At 42.2% G+C, this 20067-nt stretch carries 19 protein-coding genes; 3 read left to right on the top strand and 16 right to left on the bottom strand.

The annotated features are described in order from the left end of the window. Nucleotides 1-21: 21 nt before the first annotated feature. The 11 genes from M9194_RS13805 to M9194_RS13755 form a co-directional block, all read right to left on the bottom strand. Nucleotides 22-1506 (bottom strand): type VI secretion system Vgr family protein, encoded by a 1485-nt coding sequence (locus M9194_RS13805; protein WP_250613259.1) that lies wholly within the window; start codon nt 1504-1506, stop codon nt 22-24. Between the two features lie 15 nt (nt 1507-1521). Further along, on the bottom strand, nt 1522-2511 hold the full coding sequence (tssG, locus tag M9194_RS13800; protein ID WP_250613258.1) for a type VI secretion system baseplate subunit TssG: 990 nt from the start codon (nt 2509-2511) through the stop codon (nt 1522-1524). Then, entirely contained in the window at nt 2475-4190 is a 1716-nt protein-coding gene (gene tssF, locus M9194_RS13795) for a type VI secretion system baseplate subunit TssF (RefSeq protein WP_250613257.1), read from the bottom strand. The genes tssG and tssF overlap by 37 nt, the downstream gene beginning before the upstream one ends. A 6-nt stretch (nt 4191-4196) precedes the next feature. Continuing rightward, nucleotides 4197-4616, bottom strand: a complete 420-nt coding sequence (gene tssE / locus M9194_RS13790) for a type VI secretion system baseplate subunit TssE (RefSeq protein ID WP_250613256.1) — start codon at nt 4614-4616, stop codon at nt 4197-4199. Between the two features lie 57 nt (nt 4617-4673). Beyond that, on the bottom strand, nt 4674-5159 hold the full coding sequence (locus tag M9194_RS13785; RefSeq protein WP_250613255.1) for an Hcp family type VI secretion system effector: 486 nt from the start codon (nt 5157-5159) through the stop codon (nt 4674-4676). 86 nt (nt 5160-5245) lie between these two features. After that, entirely contained in the window at nt 5246-6727 is a 1482-nt protein-coding gene (gene tssC, locus M9194_RS13780; RefSeq protein WP_431769412.1) for a type VI secretion system contractile sheath large subunit, read from the bottom strand. Nucleotide 6728: 1 nt separating this feature from the next. Further along, a complete protein-coding gene (tssB, locus tag M9194_RS13775; RefSeq protein WP_250613253.1) occupies nt 6729-7235 on the bottom strand; it encodes a type VI secretion system contractile sheath small subunit in 507 nt (168 codons plus the stop codon). 24 nt (nt 7236-7259) lie between these two features. Then, complete coding sequence (locus tag M9194_RS13770; protein WP_250613252.1) at nt 7260-8972, bottom strand: TssA family type VI secretion system protein; 1713 nt, start codon at nt 8970-8972, stop codon at nt 7260-7262. Nucleotides 8973-9474: 502 nt separating this feature from the next. Then, nucleotides 9475-10044, bottom strand: coding sequence for a hypothetical protein (locus M9194_RS13765; RefSeq protein WP_250613251.1), 570 nt, complete (start codon nt 10042-10044; stop codon nt 9475-9477). A 589-nt stretch (nt 10045-10633) separates the two neighbouring features. Next, nucleotides 10634-11260 (bottom strand): isochorismatase family protein, encoded by a 627-nt coding sequence (locus M9194_RS13760; protein WP_250613250.1) that lies wholly within the window; start codon nt 11258-11260, stop codon nt 10634-10636. Nucleotides 11261-11278: 18 nt separating this feature from the next. Further along, nucleotides 11279-11953: a pirin family protein gene (locus M9194_RS13755; protein ID WP_250613249.1), complete on the bottom strand. Its 675-nt coding sequence runs from the start codon at nt 11951-11953 to the stop codon at nt 11279-11281. 125 nt (nt 11954-12078) lie between these two features. On the opposite strand from M9194_RS13755, the gene M9194_RS13750 reads away from it, so the two are divergent. Continuing rightward, nucleotides 12079-12963 carry a LysR substrate-binding domain-containing protein gene (locus M9194_RS13750; RefSeq protein WP_250613248.1) on the top strand — a complete coding sequence of 295 codons (885 nt, stop codon included), beginning with the start codon at nt 12079-12081 and terminating at the stop codon, nt 12961-12963. 113 nt (nt 12964-13076) lie between these two features. On the opposite strand, the gene M9194_RS13745 is transcribed toward M9194_RS13750, so the two are convergent. Further along, entirely contained in the window at nt 13077-13709 is a 633-nt protein-coding gene (locus M9194_RS13745) for a glycosyltransferase family protein (RefSeq protein WP_250613247.1), read from the bottom strand. Nucleotides 13710-14170: 461 nt separating this feature from the next. On the opposite strand from M9194_RS13745, the gene M9194_RS13740 reads away from it, so the two are divergent. Continuing rightward, nucleotides 14171-15808 carry a glycosyltransferase family 39 protein gene (locus tag M9194_RS13740; RefSeq protein ID WP_250613246.1) on the top strand — a complete coding sequence of 546 codons (1638 nt, stop codon included), beginning with the start codon at nt 14171-14173 and terminating at the stop codon, nt 15806-15808. 174 nt (nt 15809-15982) lie between these two features. On the opposite strand, the gene M9194_RS13735 is transcribed toward M9194_RS13740, so the two are convergent. Continuing rightward, the gene (locus M9194_RS13735; protein WP_250613245.1) at nt 15983-16735 is read right to left on the bottom strand and encodes a class I SAM-dependent methyltransferase; all 753 of its coding nucleotides are present in this window, start codon (nt 16733-16735) and stop codon (nt 15983-15985) included. Nucleotides 16736-16873: 138 nt separating this feature from the next. On the opposite strand from M9194_RS13735, the gene M9194_RS13730 reads away from it, so the two are divergent. Continuing rightward, a complete protein-coding gene (locus M9194_RS13730) occupies nt 16874-17272 on the top strand; it encodes a nuclear transport factor 2 family protein (protein ID WP_250613244.1) in 399 nt (132 codons plus the stop codon). A gap of 106 nt (nt 17273-17378) precedes the next feature. Here the strand turns inward: M9194_RS13730 and M9194_RS13725 are convergent, their stop codons facing one another. The 3 genes from M9194_RS13725 to M9194_RS13715 form a co-directional block, all read right to left on the bottom strand. Next, the gene (locus tag M9194_RS13725; protein WP_250613243.1) at nt 17379-18782 is read right to left on the bottom strand and encodes a hypothetical protein; all 1404 of its coding nucleotides are present in this window, start codon (nt 18780-18782) and stop codon (nt 17379-17381) included. 254 nt (nt 18783-19036) lie between these two features. Beyond that, the gene (gene map, locus M9194_RS13720; protein WP_250613242.1) at nt 19037-19825 is read right to left on the bottom strand and encodes a type I methionyl aminopeptidase; all 789 of its coding nucleotides are present in this window, start codon (nt 19823-19825) and stop codon (nt 19037-19039) included. Next, complete coding sequence (locus M9194_RS13715; protein ID WP_250613241.1) at nt 19818-20042, bottom strand: ParD-like family protein; 225 nt, start codon at nt 20040-20042, stop codon at nt 19818-19820. The genes map and M9194_RS13715 overlap by 8 nt, the downstream gene beginning before the upstream one ends. Between the last annotated feature and the right edge of the window lie 25 nt (nt 20043-20067).

Below are 20067 nucleotides of genomic sequence, written 5' to 3'. Positions count from 1 at the left end.
TGTTAGTGTTCAAACTATTCACTAACTGGTTATCTTGATAAAACTGTTTCCATCGCCAGAAAATATATGTACTTCGCTCGAACTTGGCCCATCGGACATTGAGATTGTCGAGCCACTTGGCGTTTTAATGACATGGTCATTGACGTTCGTTTCGTTAACGACACTTGGTGTATTTGGGTTGGTGACAGCACCCACAATAACAAACCGGTTTGGGTCCCCGTGCTCACAAGCCAATTTCACTTCTGTACCTTTCCTTAACGGAAAGCATACCCCCCCCTCTGAGTCACTAAAGTCGGTTAGCATACGCACCCAATGTGAGGCTTTACCTTCATTTGGGTTACTCAAGTCAAAGGGCAAACGCACTTTATAACGGCCCTGATCATCCATCATTTTGTTTGGATCACTGCCAGCGGCGTCAATGGTGGCGTTGATCAAGCCAACTATCTTCGCCTTGGGGGTTTTCTCTTCGCAGCGATATTGATACTGGGTAGAAAGACATTCGATTGTATTCTCATAAGACAAGTCGTTTTCAGCGCTACCTGCTTGCCCTTTATGAGTAACACTGACAATCAAGTAATCTTGATTCAAGTCCGCAATAAAGTGGCCGTTTAGAGTAAAGGTGCCCCCTGGTGCCATCTGATGATCACCCGCTTGAGCGTTGCAAAGATTTGCTTGGGTATTGAGCTGTTCGGCCTTTAATTTCGCCAACATGTTACCCTGCTTTCGAACCGTGAAATGCTCGCCGTAAACGTATTGTTGGCCGACCCCTTTGTCGTTAATTGATGCCACTCCTTCCACTTCAAGGTCCGGCTTTTCATAGTTATAGCTTTTTAACAACACATTCTTTGATTGTATTTTGCGCTGCTGAACAAATTGGCTGATGGTGTTTTCACGTTCAAGTTGATCTAACCCAGTTGGCCCGTAATAACGATATTTGTCAGCTTCAAGCTTTTGATGCACTATTTTGTTGTCCGTGATCACCAGCTTTTCTACACCATCTTGGTCCTCGAAATAATAATAAAGGCCATAGTGCTCCATTAAGCGGCTGACGAAGTGAAAGCTCGATTCATTGTATTTGCAGATGATCTCTTGTTCTTCATAGGTTTCGCTCACCTTCATGTCGAATGAGATTTGCAAGCCTACTCTTGGCTTAGCAAGCACATCCGAAATACAATCAATGACCGTCGTCGCGAGATAGACTTCACAACCGATTTCCTTGTTCAAGCCCCAAAATGCGGGCTGCATGGTGAGTGTATAAAAGTACTCATTGTTGACCTTGTGGGTCACTGCCACTTCGGTCACCATGCCACGGACCGTACGCTCTCGTGCAGCACTCATCTTAAACTCACACGATTGCCACAAAAGCGTTTCCACATCTTCGATAAGTTGCGGTGAAGATAGCTCAAGTTCAAAGCGATAAGGCGTAGACAATGCTTCGAAACCGGTAAAACTTCTGGTTGAAAACTTAGTATCTTGTCCTACGATATGAAAGCGGTATTGAGTCATGAGTTTGTCTCTTTGTTAGAATTCTTCTGATGTAAACAGTGGCACGGAAACCGCGCCAGACTGCTGGCCTAAGCAAGCATCAAAGCCGAGTAAGACGCCTTCTACATTACCTAAAATACTGGGCACACTTATTGTTGCTTGGGGCCAAATTTTCATCTCAATTTCAATCGGTTCAACTAAATAATGGCGCAGTAATCGCTTCATTTTTCTAAACAAATGGCCACCAGGTAGTAGTCCATGAAACACATTTCTTTGGTCGGTATGAATGTGCAATATACAACCGCCACTGTAGTCTAAAATTTCAGAGCCTAAGTAAGCGTCTTCACCTAGGCTATGATTCCTCTCACCCAATGACATTAACTGATCATCAGGAATACGTTCCCACTTACCGACCAGCTCTTCGACATCCACTTGGGCACCCACCGCATCGGCAATCATGCTGCTCATACCCAACGCTGAGCGAGGGACTTGACTTAATATTCCCGCATAGCGAATGAGCTCTTGGGCGTGATCTTGGTCGATTGAGTTTAAACTTACTCCCGCAAGGCAAAGCAGGCGTTCAATCACCTGCGATTTCTTTTCTTCCACAACTTGGGGGAGCAAGCGATATTTACTCCAAGCTTCGAAATACTGGTGAAAGAAAACTTGGTTAACGATGTCTAAAAAGTCACGAGATTCACTGGCATCGTTACGCGCTTCTTCAAATAGCTCTTCTGTGTAAAACGTGGGAAGCGGTGACGCCGCGCCGTACAGCCCCATAAAGGTTGCTGTCAGCTGAGTTTTATTATCTTGTATGTCTAGTTCAGCAAGCTCGGTAGGCTGAAACGCCAGCGAAAGCTCTGGTCGGGTGCGGATTCGCGATTTCACAAAGTCATCAACACATACTCCCTCCTGCGCGGCTTGCCAGCGCAAGAGTCTTATTGCCTGAACATGAGAAAAGTGCTCAGGCTTGGCATGTAAGTGATCAATTACATCAACTGACGTTGACCGACTTGTGGTGGCCATTGATAGCGTTCCTTGGTGTTCATATTTTCAAATGTTAACTGCGTAAAACAATTGATGGCTGAGAATGACGACAGCAAATGTTTTAATACGGCACTGAATACAAACATGTCGCCTTTACCCGGAAAAGAATCAGGGTTTAATGACACGTTAATGTCTACGCCCGAAATCATCGCCCCTTGAAACAAACGACGGCGACGCTGGCTACTTAAGGTGGAAATCGAATCTGCTCGTTTGGTGTTCGCTTGAACTTTCGCTCTATCACGACTATCGGTAAAAATGTACAGTTTAAGCAGCGCCATCAAGTGTTCTGGCTCGCACAATGTCAGCTGATTTAAGTACAGATGAGAAATCAACCGCCAAAGCGTGTTGTCGCCCAATGGTGGCTCGACGGGCTTAGTTGGTGTCAATATATTCTTAAATGTCGCCATTTCTGGCGAGGTTTCTGTGGCTTTACAAATATCCCCATATTGGATTTCTTCTGGCAAGTGACCATTGGTGCATCGCACCGTGACACTTAAGGTTTCTTGTCTTAAGTGTGGGCTTTCTTGTGGGTAAGCCACTGACAGATAAAGGGACGAGCCTTTGGAGAGTTTATTGGGCCTTCTGCGCAATGAATAGACGGGAATGTTTTCCGAATTGGGATTAAACATCTCAAATGGACGATAGTCTCTCGCAATCACTGTGCCTTGCTGAAAACCGACGACTTTATCGAGAGAATAGATGTGATCCTGACTGCGAGAAGCACGCAGCTTATATTCTGCTTTTTGGTGATCCAGATGAATGGAATCCGCTTCGCCATCGAATAGATTCACCGCAGGCACACAATGTAATTCAATATGGTCAGCGGTAAAGGTTGGCAACTCGTGTTGGGTTTCTATCAGAAAATCGATACTAAATTGCTGCGCGTCTTCTGCTTCTCCCCACCTAGCAAAGTCCACCACATCAAAGAATAAAAATTTCTGCGGCAGCATGTAATATTCCTGCAGAACACGAAACGCGGGAAAGGAATTGCTAGGGTAATCCAGCAATGGCAACTCATCTCTATCAATAAGCGACTGAAATTTAGTCTTGCCTATTCGATATGTCATGGAACCACAATTGACTCTGACATCTTTCAGGTGCTGACAAAGAAAGGCGTAGCGGTGCGATGCTTCAACGTAAGAGCCCGGCAGATGAAAGCGTAAAGACTTTGGTCGCCAATCCTTGAGCAATAAGCCACTCAGAGTAAAGTGAATTCTCAAACAAGCTTGACCTGCGTTACCGTGCAGCCACTCCACGTTATCAATACCGAGTGGATGGAGCTCGACATCAGCGCAAGTACTAAAGGTGCAACTATGACCATCAACTGGGTTGGAGTTGATGGTGGTGCCTTTTTTCACTTTCAAGGTTTCCGACAGGCTCGCTTTCGGCGTAAATTGCATGATGGTAGCCGAAGGTAAAGGCCGCAAATAATGGGGAAATAAGAGTTGCGTTAGGCCATGAATCAGCTCGGGAAAGTCATCATCCAATCTTTCTTTTACTATACCCGATAAGAATGCGGTGCCTTCTAGTAGACGTTCTACATCCGGATCGGCGTTTTGCCCCGCTAGCATAGGCGCTAAAGCGGGGTGCTTTTTGGTAAATTCTTTGGCTAGATTTCTTAGATAATCTAGTTGTTCTCTATAGTGGTGATTGATCATTCGCAGTTAAATCTCATCGACACGAATTCGCCCATCGGCACCAAGCACGGTTTCAAACGCTAGCGCCACTTGCTCGCGCTCAACTCGCACCTGAGTGTTGATATGAAAAACGACACCGAGTGGATTACTCTGTTGTGGAATAAAGCGAACATCAACGTCATAAACTCTAGGTTCGTATCGCTTTATTGTGTCAACGATCACTTGCTCGAATGCCTTAACGTCTTGCAAACCTTCGCCATATCGATAGTCATTTAAGTCAGGCATACCAAAATCCAGACACGCTTGTGAGCTGCCTTGCTGAGTATTCAGCAGCTTAACTAAGTAACGGCTAATGCACAGGCTCAACTGCTCTTTGTCAGTATTTGACTGCACGGGTTGTGGCGTTGAGCGCTGACGGACACGCTCTAATAATCGATTGGCATACATAACGAACCCTACCTATACAAAACGAAATGAGGGGCTCAACATAGAGCCCCAGTATGGCTAGCTTTGAGCAGACAATGAATCTGTGTGCTCGATATTGCCTTGTGTATAGGTCATGGTCTTTTCTTCAAATCGCCAGAATAGCTTGGACAGAAGAGGCGTTTCAGCATTTTCACGATTGGTTGTATCGCGTAGAATAACCTCTTCGCCGCAAAGAGTAGCATTCTTGTAAACCATCTCGAAGAAGCCAACCTGCACGCCATTTTCAATGCGATAGAATTTATGCGTGATATCTAGCTTCTCTCCTGATGTCAAACACTTGAAAAGCTCTGGAGATTGTGGACCAACTTCAACGATAGCCCAAGTCGGGTCGTAGAACCTTGCGCCATTGGCTTTGCCAGACTGAGTATCCGTTGGAATCATCACACTTGAGTGTGTTTCAAAACATCTTACGAAATCACTCACATCTGAACCAATTTCTGTGTTTTCGCCTTTGATAAACTTACCATCGACAGTTTCGAACTTGATATAACTATTGTGTGCCATTTTGAAATTCCCTACATTTATTGAAATTGAAGTGACCTTTAGGTTTAACTCGGCAGCACACTAGGTCGAGCGTGCTGCCACTAAAACTACTCTTTATCCAATTTACCTTTTAGGGACAGCGTGAATGACGCGCCCATATACTTAAAATGTGGTCGTGCATTGATAGACACTTGATACCAGCCTGGATCCCCAGCCACGTCTTCAACATTGATTTCCACCCCTCTCAACGGACGGCGGCTACGAACGCTTGCCTCTGGGTTTTCCATCTCTGTCACATACTGTCCCGCCCAGGCATTCAGTTCAGATTCCAGCTCTAATCGGTCTTTCCAAGTCCCGATATTTTCACGCTGTAAGACTTTGATGTAATGCGCTAAACGATCCATGATCATCATGTAAGGAAGCTGAGTAGACAGTTTATAATTGAGCTCAGCCTGCTTGCCTTCTTCGGTATTGCCAAAGGTTTTTGGTTTTAAGCAGGAGTTCGCCGAGAAGAAGGCAGCATTGTCGCTTCCTTTGCGCATTGTCATGCCGATAAAGCCTTCTTCAGCAAGTTCAAATTCACGACGTTCAGAAAGCAACACTTCGGTTGGGATCTTGGTTTTTATCTCACCCATGGATTCAAATTGATAGAGCGGTAGGTCATCTACGGCTCCCCCGCCCTGCGGACCAATGATATTGGCGCACCAACGGTATTTGGCAAAACTGTCTGCCAACCGACTCGCAAAGGCAAAGGCCGTATTGCCCCAGCAAAAGTGCTCGTTACTCTCACTCACCGTTTCGTTGTAATTGAACGACTTGCATGGCGCTGTATCTTGACCGTAGGGAAGACGTAATAGGAAACGAGGTAATGTTAAGCCAACGTATCGAGAGTCTTCACTTTCACGGAAACCTTGCCATTTGGCGTAGAAAGGACTTTCAAATACACTTTGTAAGTCTTTCAGTTTAGGGACGTCTTGCCAATCTTCGACACCAAAAAACTCAGCGCCAGCCGCACCAATAAATGGGGCGTGACACATCGCTGAAACGCTGGCTACGTTTTGCAGTAGCTTGATGTCTTGCGCGCCTGGACCAAAGTCATAGTTCGAAATAATGGCTCCGTAAGGCTGCCCACCGAACTGGCCATATTCGTCTACATAAGCCAATTTATACAGGCCAGAACGTACCACTTCAGGGCTATCTTCAAAGTCATCTTGAAGATCTTGCTTACTGATATTGGTCATTTCGATGCGGATGTTCTCACGAAAATCCGTTCTATCAACCAGGAATTTCAACCCACGCCAAGCGCTCTCGATCTTCTTAAATTCTTCATTGTGCAGTACTTGGTCTACCTGGGCAGAAATCTGTTGGTCAAGATCGCCTATCAAAGCATCCACCAAATCACCGGAAATCACCGCCCCTTCACGTTCTGGCTTAACCAAGTCTTTGATTAGCGCTTGCAATCCCGTGGTGGCGACAGAGTAAGTATGCTCATCAGGGTTCATCTTCGATGCTGCGACAATTTGATCAAGCAAGGTTGCATTATCGACGTCTTCTGCTGTTGTTTCTGCTACTTGTTGTTCAGCCATGATGTTACTCCGCCTTTGGTTCTTCAGATTCAATACCTAACTCTTTTAATAGTGCGTCTCTTGAGGACTCATCTTGAATTAAGCTTTGCACCTTCTTACGAAATTCAGGTACGTTACTTAACGGGCTCTTAAGCGCTTTAAGTGCATCACGTAATTCCATCAATTTAGCAATTTCAGGGATCTGGCGAATGATCTGATCTGGCTCAAAATCTCTCATATTTTCAACTTTGAGATTAACGGGTAGTTGTTCGTCTTCTTCAGCGCCAGCCAACGTTTTTGGTACAGCAAATTCCAAATTCAGCCCCTGCGCCTTCAGCACATCGTTAAAGTTGTCCTTATCGACATTCACTGGTGTACGTTCTTCTACCATTCGCTCATCTTCAGCAGTAGTAAAGTCTCCGACCACCAACATTTTCAGCGGAAGTTCAACTTCTTCTTTCACATCACCAGTAGCGGGCTTATACACAATATTTACCCTTTCTTTAGGGGCGACTGAACTTTCTTTTGCCATAGTATGTGTCTCCGTAACCGCAGCTTATTGGGCTGCTTTAAAGTATCTGACCGCGATCGTAGGATCGATTAAATGTATTTGATTTAAAATGGTTTCTGCCGCCTCATCCTGCTTCAACACAAGGTGGCAATCGTAAGCAATCTTATAAGCTGAAAGAGCCAGTTCGGGCTGCCATAAATCCAAACGATATTGTTGAATCTGTTCTAGGCTTGACGCGATTTGAGTTAATGCCAATTGAGTACAATGATCTTGTTGTAGGATTTGAGCCATCCTAAGTTTAAGCCGGAACTGATCGTATGGTGCGCCGCCAATTAGGGCATGATTTAGTAAGCCTAGAGCTTGCTCCACTTGCCCGGAGGTAACCAAGGCATTCGCTTTCGCTTCGATCTCGGAGGTGTTATCTACACCCGTATCGACAGCAGACTTATCAAGGCTGGTTAGCCAATCTTGGGTCGCTAAACTGGCAAATGGCCGTTCATCGTTGTACTTGAGCAATATAATCTCGGGAAAGCGGGACACAAGATCTCTGCATGACTTTTCTATTTCATTTTTCGCGTCAGCATAGCCAGAGCCCAAACCAGATAGTATTTGTAATGACTGATAGCTCAAATCTAACCAAAAAGGATTCGTCGCAATGGTGTTTTCACAGGCACTGAGCCAAACCATTGCATCGCCCGTGTTCTTAGCAGATTCTAGTAAACTTTCGTCTTGCCACGAAGGCGGGGATACATGGGTAACAGCGCCCACACTTGATGGTACGGTGAGCATTTTTCCCCAAGCGGCTATTCGACGTAGTCGATAGCTAAGCGCGAGTTTAGGGTCTTGTTTAAATAACCTTTCTGCACTGCTACGAAATTTGCCTAACCCTTGCTCAAGCAACGCTTCTGGCGCTTGGTCACCCTCAGCAAGGTCAGTCTGAATATCTTGTGACGGAGCGTTATTCGCCATCTGCGTAAGCGAAGATTTATCGACGTGAATTTGACTATCAGGCACCGAATGGTTGACTGCTCTCTCATCGCAATTAACTTGAGTGTGCGGCTCTCTATTATCTTCATCGATGATGCTTGTCGCGACAGCACTACTTAGCGCTACGTTGTCAGATTCGCGGCTTTGCTTTGCGTTGTCATCTGACTTCCCAGTTGCTATCTCATCAGGCTGCGTCGTATCACCTTGATTTTCACTTTCAGGGAGCAGTGGCACTCGGTTTAGGTGATTCATCAAACTGCGCATAACCGGCGCATCGTCATACTTGTCCACTAGCGCATATTCCAGCCCTTGAACCGCATCACAGGCACTTTGAACCTCACTGGAATGAGCTTTTTCTTCGCTCTGAACAAATTTTTCCGCCCAGTTATTTGTCCAATCTAACCACCATTGGATGGCATTGATTCGACCACGCACACGCTTTTTCGGCGGATAAGCGTCTTCCCAAAAGTTTTCTGTTATCCCTTTCAGTAGGTTAGCGCCTTGAGTGACACCACTTAGACCATCGATCTGGCAACGTGCAACCGCAAGATAAGCTGCAAATTGAAAATGTTTACCATGCTGTGATAGAAGGTTCTGAATATCTCGGTCTACAATGACCCAATTGACCGCATCCGGTCCCTGATCCATCGCGTTAAGCTTGCCAACTTCAGCCAACGTATGTTCAGCTTCTGGAATATCAGATATATTGATGCCTGCTGGATGAAGCTCAGAGATCGGCTCCACACCCAGCTGCGAAATAATGTCACTCAAGACTTAACCCTTAACGTAGTTTTATAGTTTATAATATTGTGTTTTATTTATTACGACTAAAGTCGTATTTATGGCTTTATTACTAGCCAATAACCACTGATAACAATTCGTTATGAATTTAGTCCTTTAACTACCGCAGATTTCAAATCAAATAACAGGACGACATCCTATCAATTAATTATTTCAGTAAGGTGACCTTTGTATGAATACTTTATAAAAATGTAAGTAATATTGAATGCACATGACATTATTAGATCGATTAAATCATCAAAGCAACTCACATAAATCATCAATATTTCAAATAATTCACGATAAAATCAAATTTATTAAGCACATCAAAAACACCTAACCTCATGTTTTAAAATAAAATTAGTAACAAACAATCATATTGGCAAGTTGATAATTATTCTAATATTTCATTTTCATTCATTTATATTTCAAAAATGTTTGTCTTTTTTGAGTACATTAATGAATAATAGATCCTATGAATGACTCTTCGCTCTTATCCCATTAAAACTAACTTATTGCCATTGACTTCAACATCGCCAGACACAACTCTTGTAGAGGCTTGATCAAGTGCCGCTTTCGATAATTTAGCCACCGTATTTGCTTGTTCAATTTTCGTTTGTGCAAGCAGAGTGTCTAATTCCGTCTGGTTTTGCGTAATACTCGCTTGAATAGTCTTCAAAGTGGCAAAGTCTATAGCGCCATCCGCATAGGCGATCCTTTGCGATTCCGTATGTAGTGCACTTAATGTGGCGTTAATTCGGGTTTGATTAACTTCGTAGTTCTGCTGTTGAGCCCGCAGTGTTTGTAGATGGTAACTGTTCAAAATTGCTCGAGTACAATCTTCTTTAAATGTATAGCTGGTCGTAAACGCATTAATTCCCCAATCCAAGGTCGGGTTTATTGCACCATTTTCTCCCACATTGATTGCGTTGACAGCGGCACCATAGATACGGAATACGTTGCCAAAATTATATGACTGCTGCGTACCTAACGTAAGCGAAGAAGCGGTTGTGCTTTTTGTGGTAAAGCCATGTTCTGTTTCTAAATGAATGCCTTTGCTCATAATAAGCCTCACTGACAATATCTAAAACTCTGTTTTTGCTTTTAAAAGCACCCTATCCGTCATGGATCAAAGCTCAAAATTTGATAGAAAAATTGATAAATTTATACAGCAAGTGCGATTGTATTGAGTTTATTTTGAACAAACCTAGCTTTAGATCACACTAATTGTACATATAGGGCTTATTTGTACATTTGTTATTTAAATCCAATAGTCACTGAATAAAGTTAATAATTAATCAATAATTATTAATAAAAATGTACAAACACGTCATTCTGTAACCAAATGAAAGAGGAAAATAATTAGAAATTTGACTGGAAAAAAAACTCCTAGCGCGAGGCACTAGGAGCAAACCATTGAAGAGATTAATTTGTTATTTTTATATGTGCTTTTAGCACCGCAGGTAAAGCGAAGTAGTTGACAATAAGTGTAATCAGAAAGACGGAAATTACTGTCACTACAAACGGCTCATCTGACACCGTTCTTATCACCCAAGGTGGAATAAAATACACTAAGGGCAACAATATAATGAATGTATATAACGCCACCCAATGGGTATTAGGTGGCGAGTTTTTAGGCTCACCACTCATTATTAACCCCTTGCGAAGTAGCTGTTCATTACATAGCTATATTTAGTTGTGTGGTCCGCAAGCACACGACCTAACGCATCACCATAATCACTGCGCCAGTCATTCATTAGCTCAGCAAGAACTGAAGCCCATGTTGTAACTTTCACGCCAGCTTGAACCAAACGTTGTACCGTCACTTCTTGAACCGTTTTGTTCCAAGTACCTGATGCATCAATAACAGCATAGACATCGTAACCTTCTTCTACAGCTGCAAGAGCAGGGAATAGGAGACATACATCCGTTACAATACCAGCCATGATGATTTTCTTACGACCTGTTTTTGCAATAGCATCACGAAACGCTTCACTATCCCAAGCATTGATTTGACCTTCACGCTCAATAACGTCGACACCTAATACTTCTGGGATCTCAGGCATAATAGGGCCGTTTGGACCTTCAGGTAGACTCGCCGTCACTACTGAAGGAAGGTTAATTGCCTTAGCCGTTTTAATCAGTCCCATGATGTTATTTTTTAATACTGTTGGATGCTCGTCTCCAAGACCTACCATTAGGCCAGTTTGGTGATCGATCATTGCTAGTACAGAGTTCTCTGGTGTCAAAAATTCTGAATATTTAGTTTTTGTAGACATGTGGATTTCCTTTCTTTATTACTCTTTAAAAATTAAAATTAACTGACTATCTTCTCGGGCAGTAAAGTTCAGCTCTTCTGTGCGAATCAGCGTGCCTGCCTCAACAGTTTGATTATTGATAATCGCTGATCCTGAACTCAAATAGGCGAGGACTTCACCTGTATGTTCTGTTCTATCCCCTTCTTTTGATTGGAATAGTTCGATAACCGTGTGGCTCTCAAAGGTGTCGTATTGCTCTTCAGTACCACCATAGATACGCACTCTTTCGCCAGTAACAGGTTGATAGGCTTTATAACCCGCTTTCTGTCCTGACACTTCGGGTAGCACCCACAACTGAATCAATTTGTTAGGTTCTGAATCTGGGTTGATTTCGTTATGTACAAAACCCTCACCACCAGCGCGCTGCACTTGAGCCCAACCTGTTTCAAGATTCTGGCCATGCTCTAAAGATCCAGCATGAGAAATACGACCTTTCGCCATGACACTAATTACATCAATCTCATGGTGTGGGTGTAGACCGGTTTCACCTTGAGGATCGAAATCAGCATCGGCTAAGTAAACAAAGTTGCCAATTCCATCGAAGGTTTTAGAGTCTGCACGGTTGTTAAAAACGCGGGAGTCTTTAACCACTTGTTTTTCTTTTAGGCCGGCAAACCCACCCTGTGGTAGCTGATCTAGAGTTAATATTTCCATAACTTTCTCCTCAATAATGTCACTCGAAAGTACGGAAGTAAGATTAGTTGGTTCTCAGTTATTGATAAATATGCAAATTGATATAATATTGTTCAATATATGACAACAATAACAGAGGGATTGATATGGTAGATGTGAACGATATGCTTGTGTTCGCAAAGGTAGTGGAGAAAGGCAGCTTTACCGCTGCGGCAGATGCGTTAGGTACACCAAAATCCAATATCAGTAGAAAAATTACCCGCTTAGAGCAAGAAGTCGGGGTACGATTATTAGAACGATCAACTCGCTCTCAAAGGCTTACAGAAATTGGAAGACAGTTTTACGATTCCTGCCGCCGCATAAAAGATGAGTTAGAAGTTGCCCAACATACGGTTGAATCTCTAATGGAAAAACCAGTTGGGACACTGAAAGTTTGTACCTCAGTAACCATAGGCCAGTCCCTTCTACCCAGCATTCTTTCTGGCTTTTGCTGCAAATATCCTGATATCAAGCTCGAACTAAGCTTAACAAACCGACGTGTTGACGTGATTGAAGAAGGGTTTGACATTGTCTTTAGGGTAGGAAAATTGGTGGATTCTGGCCTTATCTCGAAAAAGCTCAGCACATTGAATTTGCGCTTATACGCGTCCCCCATCTACGCAACAAAAGAAATCAATATCCCAACGGATCTACTTAAATGCCCCCTCATGCTAATGAACGACAAAGAACGAAAGCCTATATGGAACTTTGTTTCAGGCGATCTTAGACAGCAAATTCATTTTACCCCCCACATCCAATGTGATGATTTTTCTGTACTTAAACGTATGGCGATGCAAGGTGTCGGTGTTACTGAGTTACCCGAATACATGGCTGAAGAGTTCGTTAAGCAGGGAAAGCTCATCCACATTTTACCTAAATGGCAATTTGAAAGTGTCTCACTGTACGCTTTGTATCCCAGCCGACGAGGCGCGACACCGAAGCTTCGGGCTCTATTAGAGTATCTTGCTGAACACTTACCCAAAAATAATTGAGTCAGGATTAACGATGAACTAGGGCAAGTCGACTTTTCGTAAAGCCCTAGTTCTCTACTCGAATCTAACACAACTTAAAATAGTAATCCTGAGTTACTGAGCCAGAATCCTGGCTAGCCAATTGTGAAAGGGAAGTAATCGAATATCACACGCCCCACAGATTTAAATTTTCGCGTTAGTTTGCTTAAGGCAGCGCGCTTTTGGAAACATCTAAATTTCATGGTGGTTCCTTTAAAACTAGTCAAACCGATTAATGCTTTTGTATTGCAATCAGGACCTTGCCTCTCCTCAAGATGCCCTATGACTTGCCGGCCAATTAAACAAAAGTTATCTAGGCTTTCGCTCAGGCTCGATTTAGAAAAAACATTTGGGCTGTAGCAGCTTGTGCTGCCAAAGGGTCGTCGAAGTAAGGTATCCTTGTGTTTCTCAATTTTCTGCATATTGACGATATCATACCCTTCTCTCCACTTTTGCATCATAGTCGGTATCAACTCCGGTGGATGTGGTAAACCGGCATCGATAAAAATGAGTGCAATGCCGCGGCTACGATTCACTCCTACATCCAAAGGCTTCCGACTTCTGCCACTGACATAAATGGTTTCACTGCGTTCTTCGAGTGAATTGAGTACTTTTTTCAGACGGCTATGAAACTCTGATATACGATCTATTTTTTTATCGTAAGAAATGACAATCGATAGCACTATATTTTCATTTTCGACATCGTTGATATAAGAATCTTCTCTCATAACTGTCACTCTAGGTTGATAAGTTAACCATAAGTCTCAACACCAATTAAAAAACAATGTTCAATAAATGGCTTTTATAACATTATTATTATTTAGAGATTGCTTTTGAATACCCAGTTTGTATTGTTTTGTATTAACTGCTTACACAATGTCTTCCAAATTGTGACAACGATGAATTCCATCGTATTAATAAGTACGAACAATAAATATAAAATCAACAACTTAGAAAAGATTTGGTTTATTTTTACTCTTTCTATACATCAGAGTGCAATCCGATGACATTCTGTTACGAAATACAACAAAATAATATGCTATCTTTAAAAACCATTCAGAAAATAAAATGCTGGTGGGAAAATAAAACACAAAAACTTAATTATACAAGATCCGAAAACTAGATTTAAAAGAAAATGCCATTTCGCAATCTAGCTTTATATATTTAGTTAGATTTCCAGGTTAATTATATGATCAAAAACAATAAACACTTACTTTTTATTTTTATATACTTTTTTATTTTCTATATTTTCCTCTCCATTTTTCGCCCTATCTACAATCCTGACGAAGTCCGGTACGCACAAATAGCGATGGAAATGTTATCCACTGGTCAATGGATTGAACCTCATTTCAATGGGTTACTTTACTTTGAGAAACCCATATTAACCTATTGGTTTAATAGCTTGTTTATTGGGCTTGGCGGATTAAGTAATCTTTCAGTTCGTATGACCGCTATCTTAAGTAGCGCGCTAATGAGTTTTGCGGTATGGCGATTTGCCAACACTTATCTTGGCAAACAAAGTGCCAAATACAGCTTGCTCGTTTTTGTGTCCAGTCTCTATGTTGTGGTACAGGGGAGCTACTCAGCAACCGATGCCTTGTTCTCAGCCTGGGTGACACTCGCTCTGGTGACCCTTTATCCTCTACTTTCTAACCCTAGCGTCAAAGGCTATCTTACGTTTGGCGCTCTATGTGGACTCGGATTTCTGACCAAAGGATTTATCGCTCTCGCGCTTCCATTTATCGTTGGAATAGCCGCCGCAATACGGTCCAAAGCGATTGGAAAAATGTGTACGTTTGGGTGGTTTGCAATACTAGGAGCATTAACCGTTACTCTGCCATGGAGTATCGCAATAGCAATAAAGAACCCCGATTACTGGCACTATTTCTTTTGGGTGGAAAATATTCAAAGATATTTTTCTGAGCATAACGCACAACACCCGAACCCCACTTGGTATTTCATTCCTATCGTCTGGGCTGGGCTACTTCCTTGGAGCGGTTTCATCGTATCTACAATTCGGTGCAGCTTTAAAACAAAGCCTAGCATCCGTCGACCAATAGAATATCTAGTCTTTTGGTCAATCTTGATAGTGATATTTTTCTCTCTTTCGAATGGAAAATTATCCAGCTATGTTTTTCCTGCTATGCCTGCTTTTGCTATGTTGTTAGGCCACAGTATTTCACGGTTCGCTCGGATGAAACAATTACCAAAAGATGGTATTTGGTTTAATTTAGTTCTATCTATTCTTGGACTGAGTTACCTAATTTACGAGATAGCGTTTGGGAATGATTTAATTAGGTCAGGACATGACCAGATATCAGCGAGTCTAATGCTACTATCTTTTGTATTTTGGATTGTCATTACGATTTTTCCATTCGCGCCACGTACAAAAATCTATGCGCTCGCTTTGTCTATGACTGGTTTACTCATGACCGCTTCAATCGCGATGCCTTCGGCTGTGGCTAAAGATAATATTAATACCGTACTGTTTACCAAAATCACCCCTTACCTCAATGAAAACACGGAAGTTTTCTCGACCAAAGATTGGGTCGGAGCCGTTAACCTAACAAATAAAATCACACATGTTAATCTTCTTGGTAATGCAGGTGAGTTTGAATATGGCCTACAAAACAGTAACGACGGTGTAAAACATTTGTCGATAAATAGCTTTGATACACTGATTACTTCAAGCAACCACCCGCGCGTCATAGTCATACTCAGCAATGAGGAAGCGGAGCAGTTCGCACTACCAAAGGCTGATGTCACGTATTCTGATGGAAACCTTACATTGTTAGTGTATCAACCACACCCAAAAATCATCACTTAAGTTCGATACCCAAATTACTTCAAGATTCAGGATTCAGAGCGATGTGAGTGCCCCAATTTAAGGAAAAGGTCTGCAAGAATGGCCATCCATTTCAAAGACCTTTGACGCGTAAGTGGGCCACTCAATTCAGAAGGTATAGCACTGTATATTGGTGAGTTTTTAACGATTGATCGTCTAGGATTTAGCTTGAAAATATATCGCTTGATATTCCATTGCGATAGCCCCTTCCTTACACTGCTCGGTAAGTTCGGCATAATTGTCGAACCAGTCGTCAATAAATGAGTCACTAAAATGTCGGCAATGCGGCAGCCAGCCTCGAATATAACCTTTAAAGCTGTGGGCACTTTCAAACTCGCTCGAGCGTGATTTTTGCCAAACGTCAGCATCTGAAAAGCCGGCTTGTTGTAAGAGTGCTCTAAACCCACTTACCGTATGGTATTGATATGGATTAACAAACCCCTTACGTTGTGTAGAATATGGCTCCACAGTTTCTAATAACTCCGCCGCTTTCCATAGAGCGTCACATCTAGGGTATATCAGGCCAATAAATGTGCCGCTTTTCTCTAGCTTCTTTCTGATGTTAGCGAGCACATCTTCTATCTCAGAAATCCAATGAAGACAGTTAAAACTGGTAACGATTGAATAGCTGTTCGGGAGGGTGTCCACGTCCTTGGCATCAATATTAATAAAATCAACCAAAGAGTCGGATGACTTGCAAAATTGGATCATAGATTGAGAAGAGTCGACACCAGTTACCTTGGCACCCAGCCTGCTCATAAAACGAGTCACCTTTCCATCTCCACAACCTATATCTAGCAGCGACTTATCGGCAAGATCTATATCCAAACTCTTTAGTAGCCCTACCGCCTCCGAAGACTGGACTTGAGAGTTCTCGTGATAAAATTCAGCATCTTCAAATAGGCGCATTATAGTTTCCAATAATTAAATGTGTCCAAATGCAGGATGCTAACATAAAATACCAAACATATGCTCTCCCTTTACTACCACAAAAATCACCACTATTCAGGGAGCTAATTAGTATACGAATTTTTGGAATCATTAATTATGAATACTCATACATTTCATCAAAAAGTTATCGATTTAATTTCAAATTGGAAAATTAAAGAGCTGTGTGAAGAACACTTCGGCGAACCATTTGTATGGGAAGTCAAAGGCACAAGCCAGCTTTCCAAAACTTATACCGCTAAAAACGAATATTTTGAACAAGCATTAAACAGGCTGGGTCAACATTTACAACCCGGTGCGAGCATATCGGTGATCGATAGCTATAGTGTCGACACAACACTGATACTTGAGCTGGAAGGTAATATGACGACTCTATCAGGACAGCCTTACCACAATCAGTACTGTTGGATTGTTAAGACAGAAAATAACAAGATTACATCTATCACTGCTTACTTAGATACCTTGTTACTTGAACAAATTATTGGTGGGAAATCTTGAACTCTCTTATAGGGAGACATCTTGCTTTTGTTTATGTTATGAACAAAAGCAAGATGTAGAGGTTCTGATATTGCCACCTCTATCTGGAGGTATTCAAGTTGTGAAACTAAGATACTAAAGCATTTTTTCTCAAGCGTTGATTTTTATAACGATTGACATTCTCAGCGAAACGCTTGTCTCTCCCTCCCACTGCCTGCATTCGTTTATCGCAACGACGAATGCTCAATTGCCTGCCTCCATTCTTCAAGTTATCAACATACCTTTTTAAGTCGCTTTTTTTAAAATGTGGATTCAACAAGTATTGCATTGTTTTGGCTGCCAGAATATTTTGAGCAGATTCAGACGTCAACATGTCATCCGGGCTGCCGATTTTAGGAAAATAGCTTGTATCACGGAAAAGGTCTTTCAACCTCCGCGAATATGCTCTTTCTGGCAATCCAACTACCTCATCAATAATAAATTCCACCCATTCGTAGCCTTCCGCACGAATGCATAAAGCATCAAAGTCAGAGTAGTAATCTGGAGCACTCACGTCGAGTGCAACGAAATTGTTAATGCGTGCACCTTCTTCCCATTGAAGTGCTCTATGCCGAGTGTTCAAGCTTGATGGATCTTGGTAGCCAGTCGAACAAATTTTTCCACCATAATGAAACCACCGATCAGTCACATTCGACAGTTGATTGCGCAGCTTCTTTGCTAGCATATAGTTGTAAGCCATAAGCTGAGTTTTTCGAAGAACCCCGAAAAATTTCTCATCTTCGACCTGAGCATGTTCGAGGATAAGCTCTAGAGAGTTAGTGTTTACTAGTTCGTATGCTCCAGGGTACTCCTTGTAAACTTGAGCAAGCGCGCCATGATTACCGATAATAGAGTCAACAGTTACTCTCGTATTATCAGAAAACTTAGGCATTAGAGGTTGAAAGCCCGTAGAGTTTGCTTTAGAACGACCATTCTGATCTGTAAACGTAAGATGAGCTTTGTCTACAAATCCATAGCTGGACATATCGGCTAAGCGCTTTGCCGCAGCTGTTCCAAAATTATTTGTGGCATTCAGGTTCCCTGGTACAGGATCTTTCAGATCTAATACAATAGACACTCTATTTGCTAAACCGGTTTTATCTTTCGCAATATATTCGACAAGTTTTAAAGCAGAAATACATCCTCTTGAATGCCCTATTGCATTGATTTTTAGAACCTTACCTGCATTGGCAGGATTACGAAAATAATTCTTAATGTGGGAGAGCGCTGAATTTGCCCTCGCCCCAGTACCATGAGCTGTACCGCCAGTTGCCATATTCATGGACTTGTGTTTAGCAATATTTGATATATTACATCCATCCAATAAATGCACATCACCTAACTTTAGTGAATATTCTTTCCCACCCTTCTTTTTTAGATTGTTTATTTCATCGTAAATATAGCCAGAGCAGGTGTCTAAATTACCTTTGTTCTTGCTTAGAGTCGAAACACGGCTAGTACCGCAAAAATAAAATGTGATCTGATTGTTCATAAAATTGATTTATACACTCTTGTACTCGTTACTTAGCAACTCTCTGAGAGAGCAGAGAACTGGGATAAAAACAGCCTCGACAGAATGTCATCAATCTTATTGATAATAAGGTTAAAGAATGGTTAACACCTTAACTTATAAGGGAAAATACCAAAATCTAGTTATAGGTTATTGGCATAATGTTATTCATAGTGCCCAGCTAGTTTGTCTGGTAATTTACCACCGGGAGAGACCTGCATCATAGGTCCAACCTGTTAAAGCAGACCATTTGCTTTCTCTTCATCACGAAGTGTCAACACTTCATAGCCTGTATCGGTCACCAAAATGGTATGTTCAGATTGGGCAGAAAGCTTCTTATCACGAGTGACGACTGTCCAACCATCTTTCTTGGTTTTTGTCTTCGCTGTCCCCTGATTGATCATGGGTTCAATGGTAAAAGTCATGCCCTTTTCTAGAGTCAGCCCCTGATTGGGTAAACCAAAGTGTAATACTTGTGGTTCTTCATGCATCTCTCGACCTATTCCGTGTCCACAATATTCTCGAACGACACTGTAGCCATGTTTTTCTGCATAAGATTGAATGGCATACCCTATATCACCCAATTTTGCGCCTGGCTTGACTTGACGAATGCCTAGCCACATTGCTTGATACGTCACATCAACGAGCTTTTTAGCAATCGGTGATGCTTCAGGCATAACATACATTTTACTGGAGTCGGCAATAAATCCATTTTTTTCTAGGGTAATATCGAGATTGACAATATCCTTGCGAGAGAGGAGTTGCCCCTCTTTGGGCACTCCATGGCATACCACATCATTTATGGATGAATTAAGTACGAACTGGTAGCCATATTGACCTTTAGATGCAGGTCGTGAATTAAGTTGATTCACAATAAAGTCATCAACTTGATTGTTGATATCCATGGTCGATATCCCGGGAGTGACGTACTCATCCAGCATTTTAAAAACGCTCGCGAGTAATCGACCTGACTCGCGCATAAACGCAATTTCACTGTCATTTTTTATATGTACTGGCTTACTCATTGCCGTACCCCGCAATGTGGGAGATATTTTCAATCGATACCTCAGCTGACTGTAATAGCTGTGCGACAATTTCATTGAACGTCATCTGTGGGTGTAACTCTGACAACATACCAATTTTAATCCAAAACTCTGCCTGAGAATTTATTGAGCGAGACATAATGGAACTTGCTTTGCGTATCTCTTCGTGCAGCTCATCTGAAATCTTTACAATACCCATAATTTTACTTCGTATATAAATAATA

The organism is Vibrio sinus, from assembly GCF_023634645.1.
Lineage (GTDB): Bacteria > Pseudomonadota > Gammaproteobacteria > Enterobacterales > Vibrionaceae > Vibrio > Vibrio sinus.
Note: the sequence above shows the minus strand (reverse complement) of the source record. Positions and strands in the feature narration are given on the sequence as shown.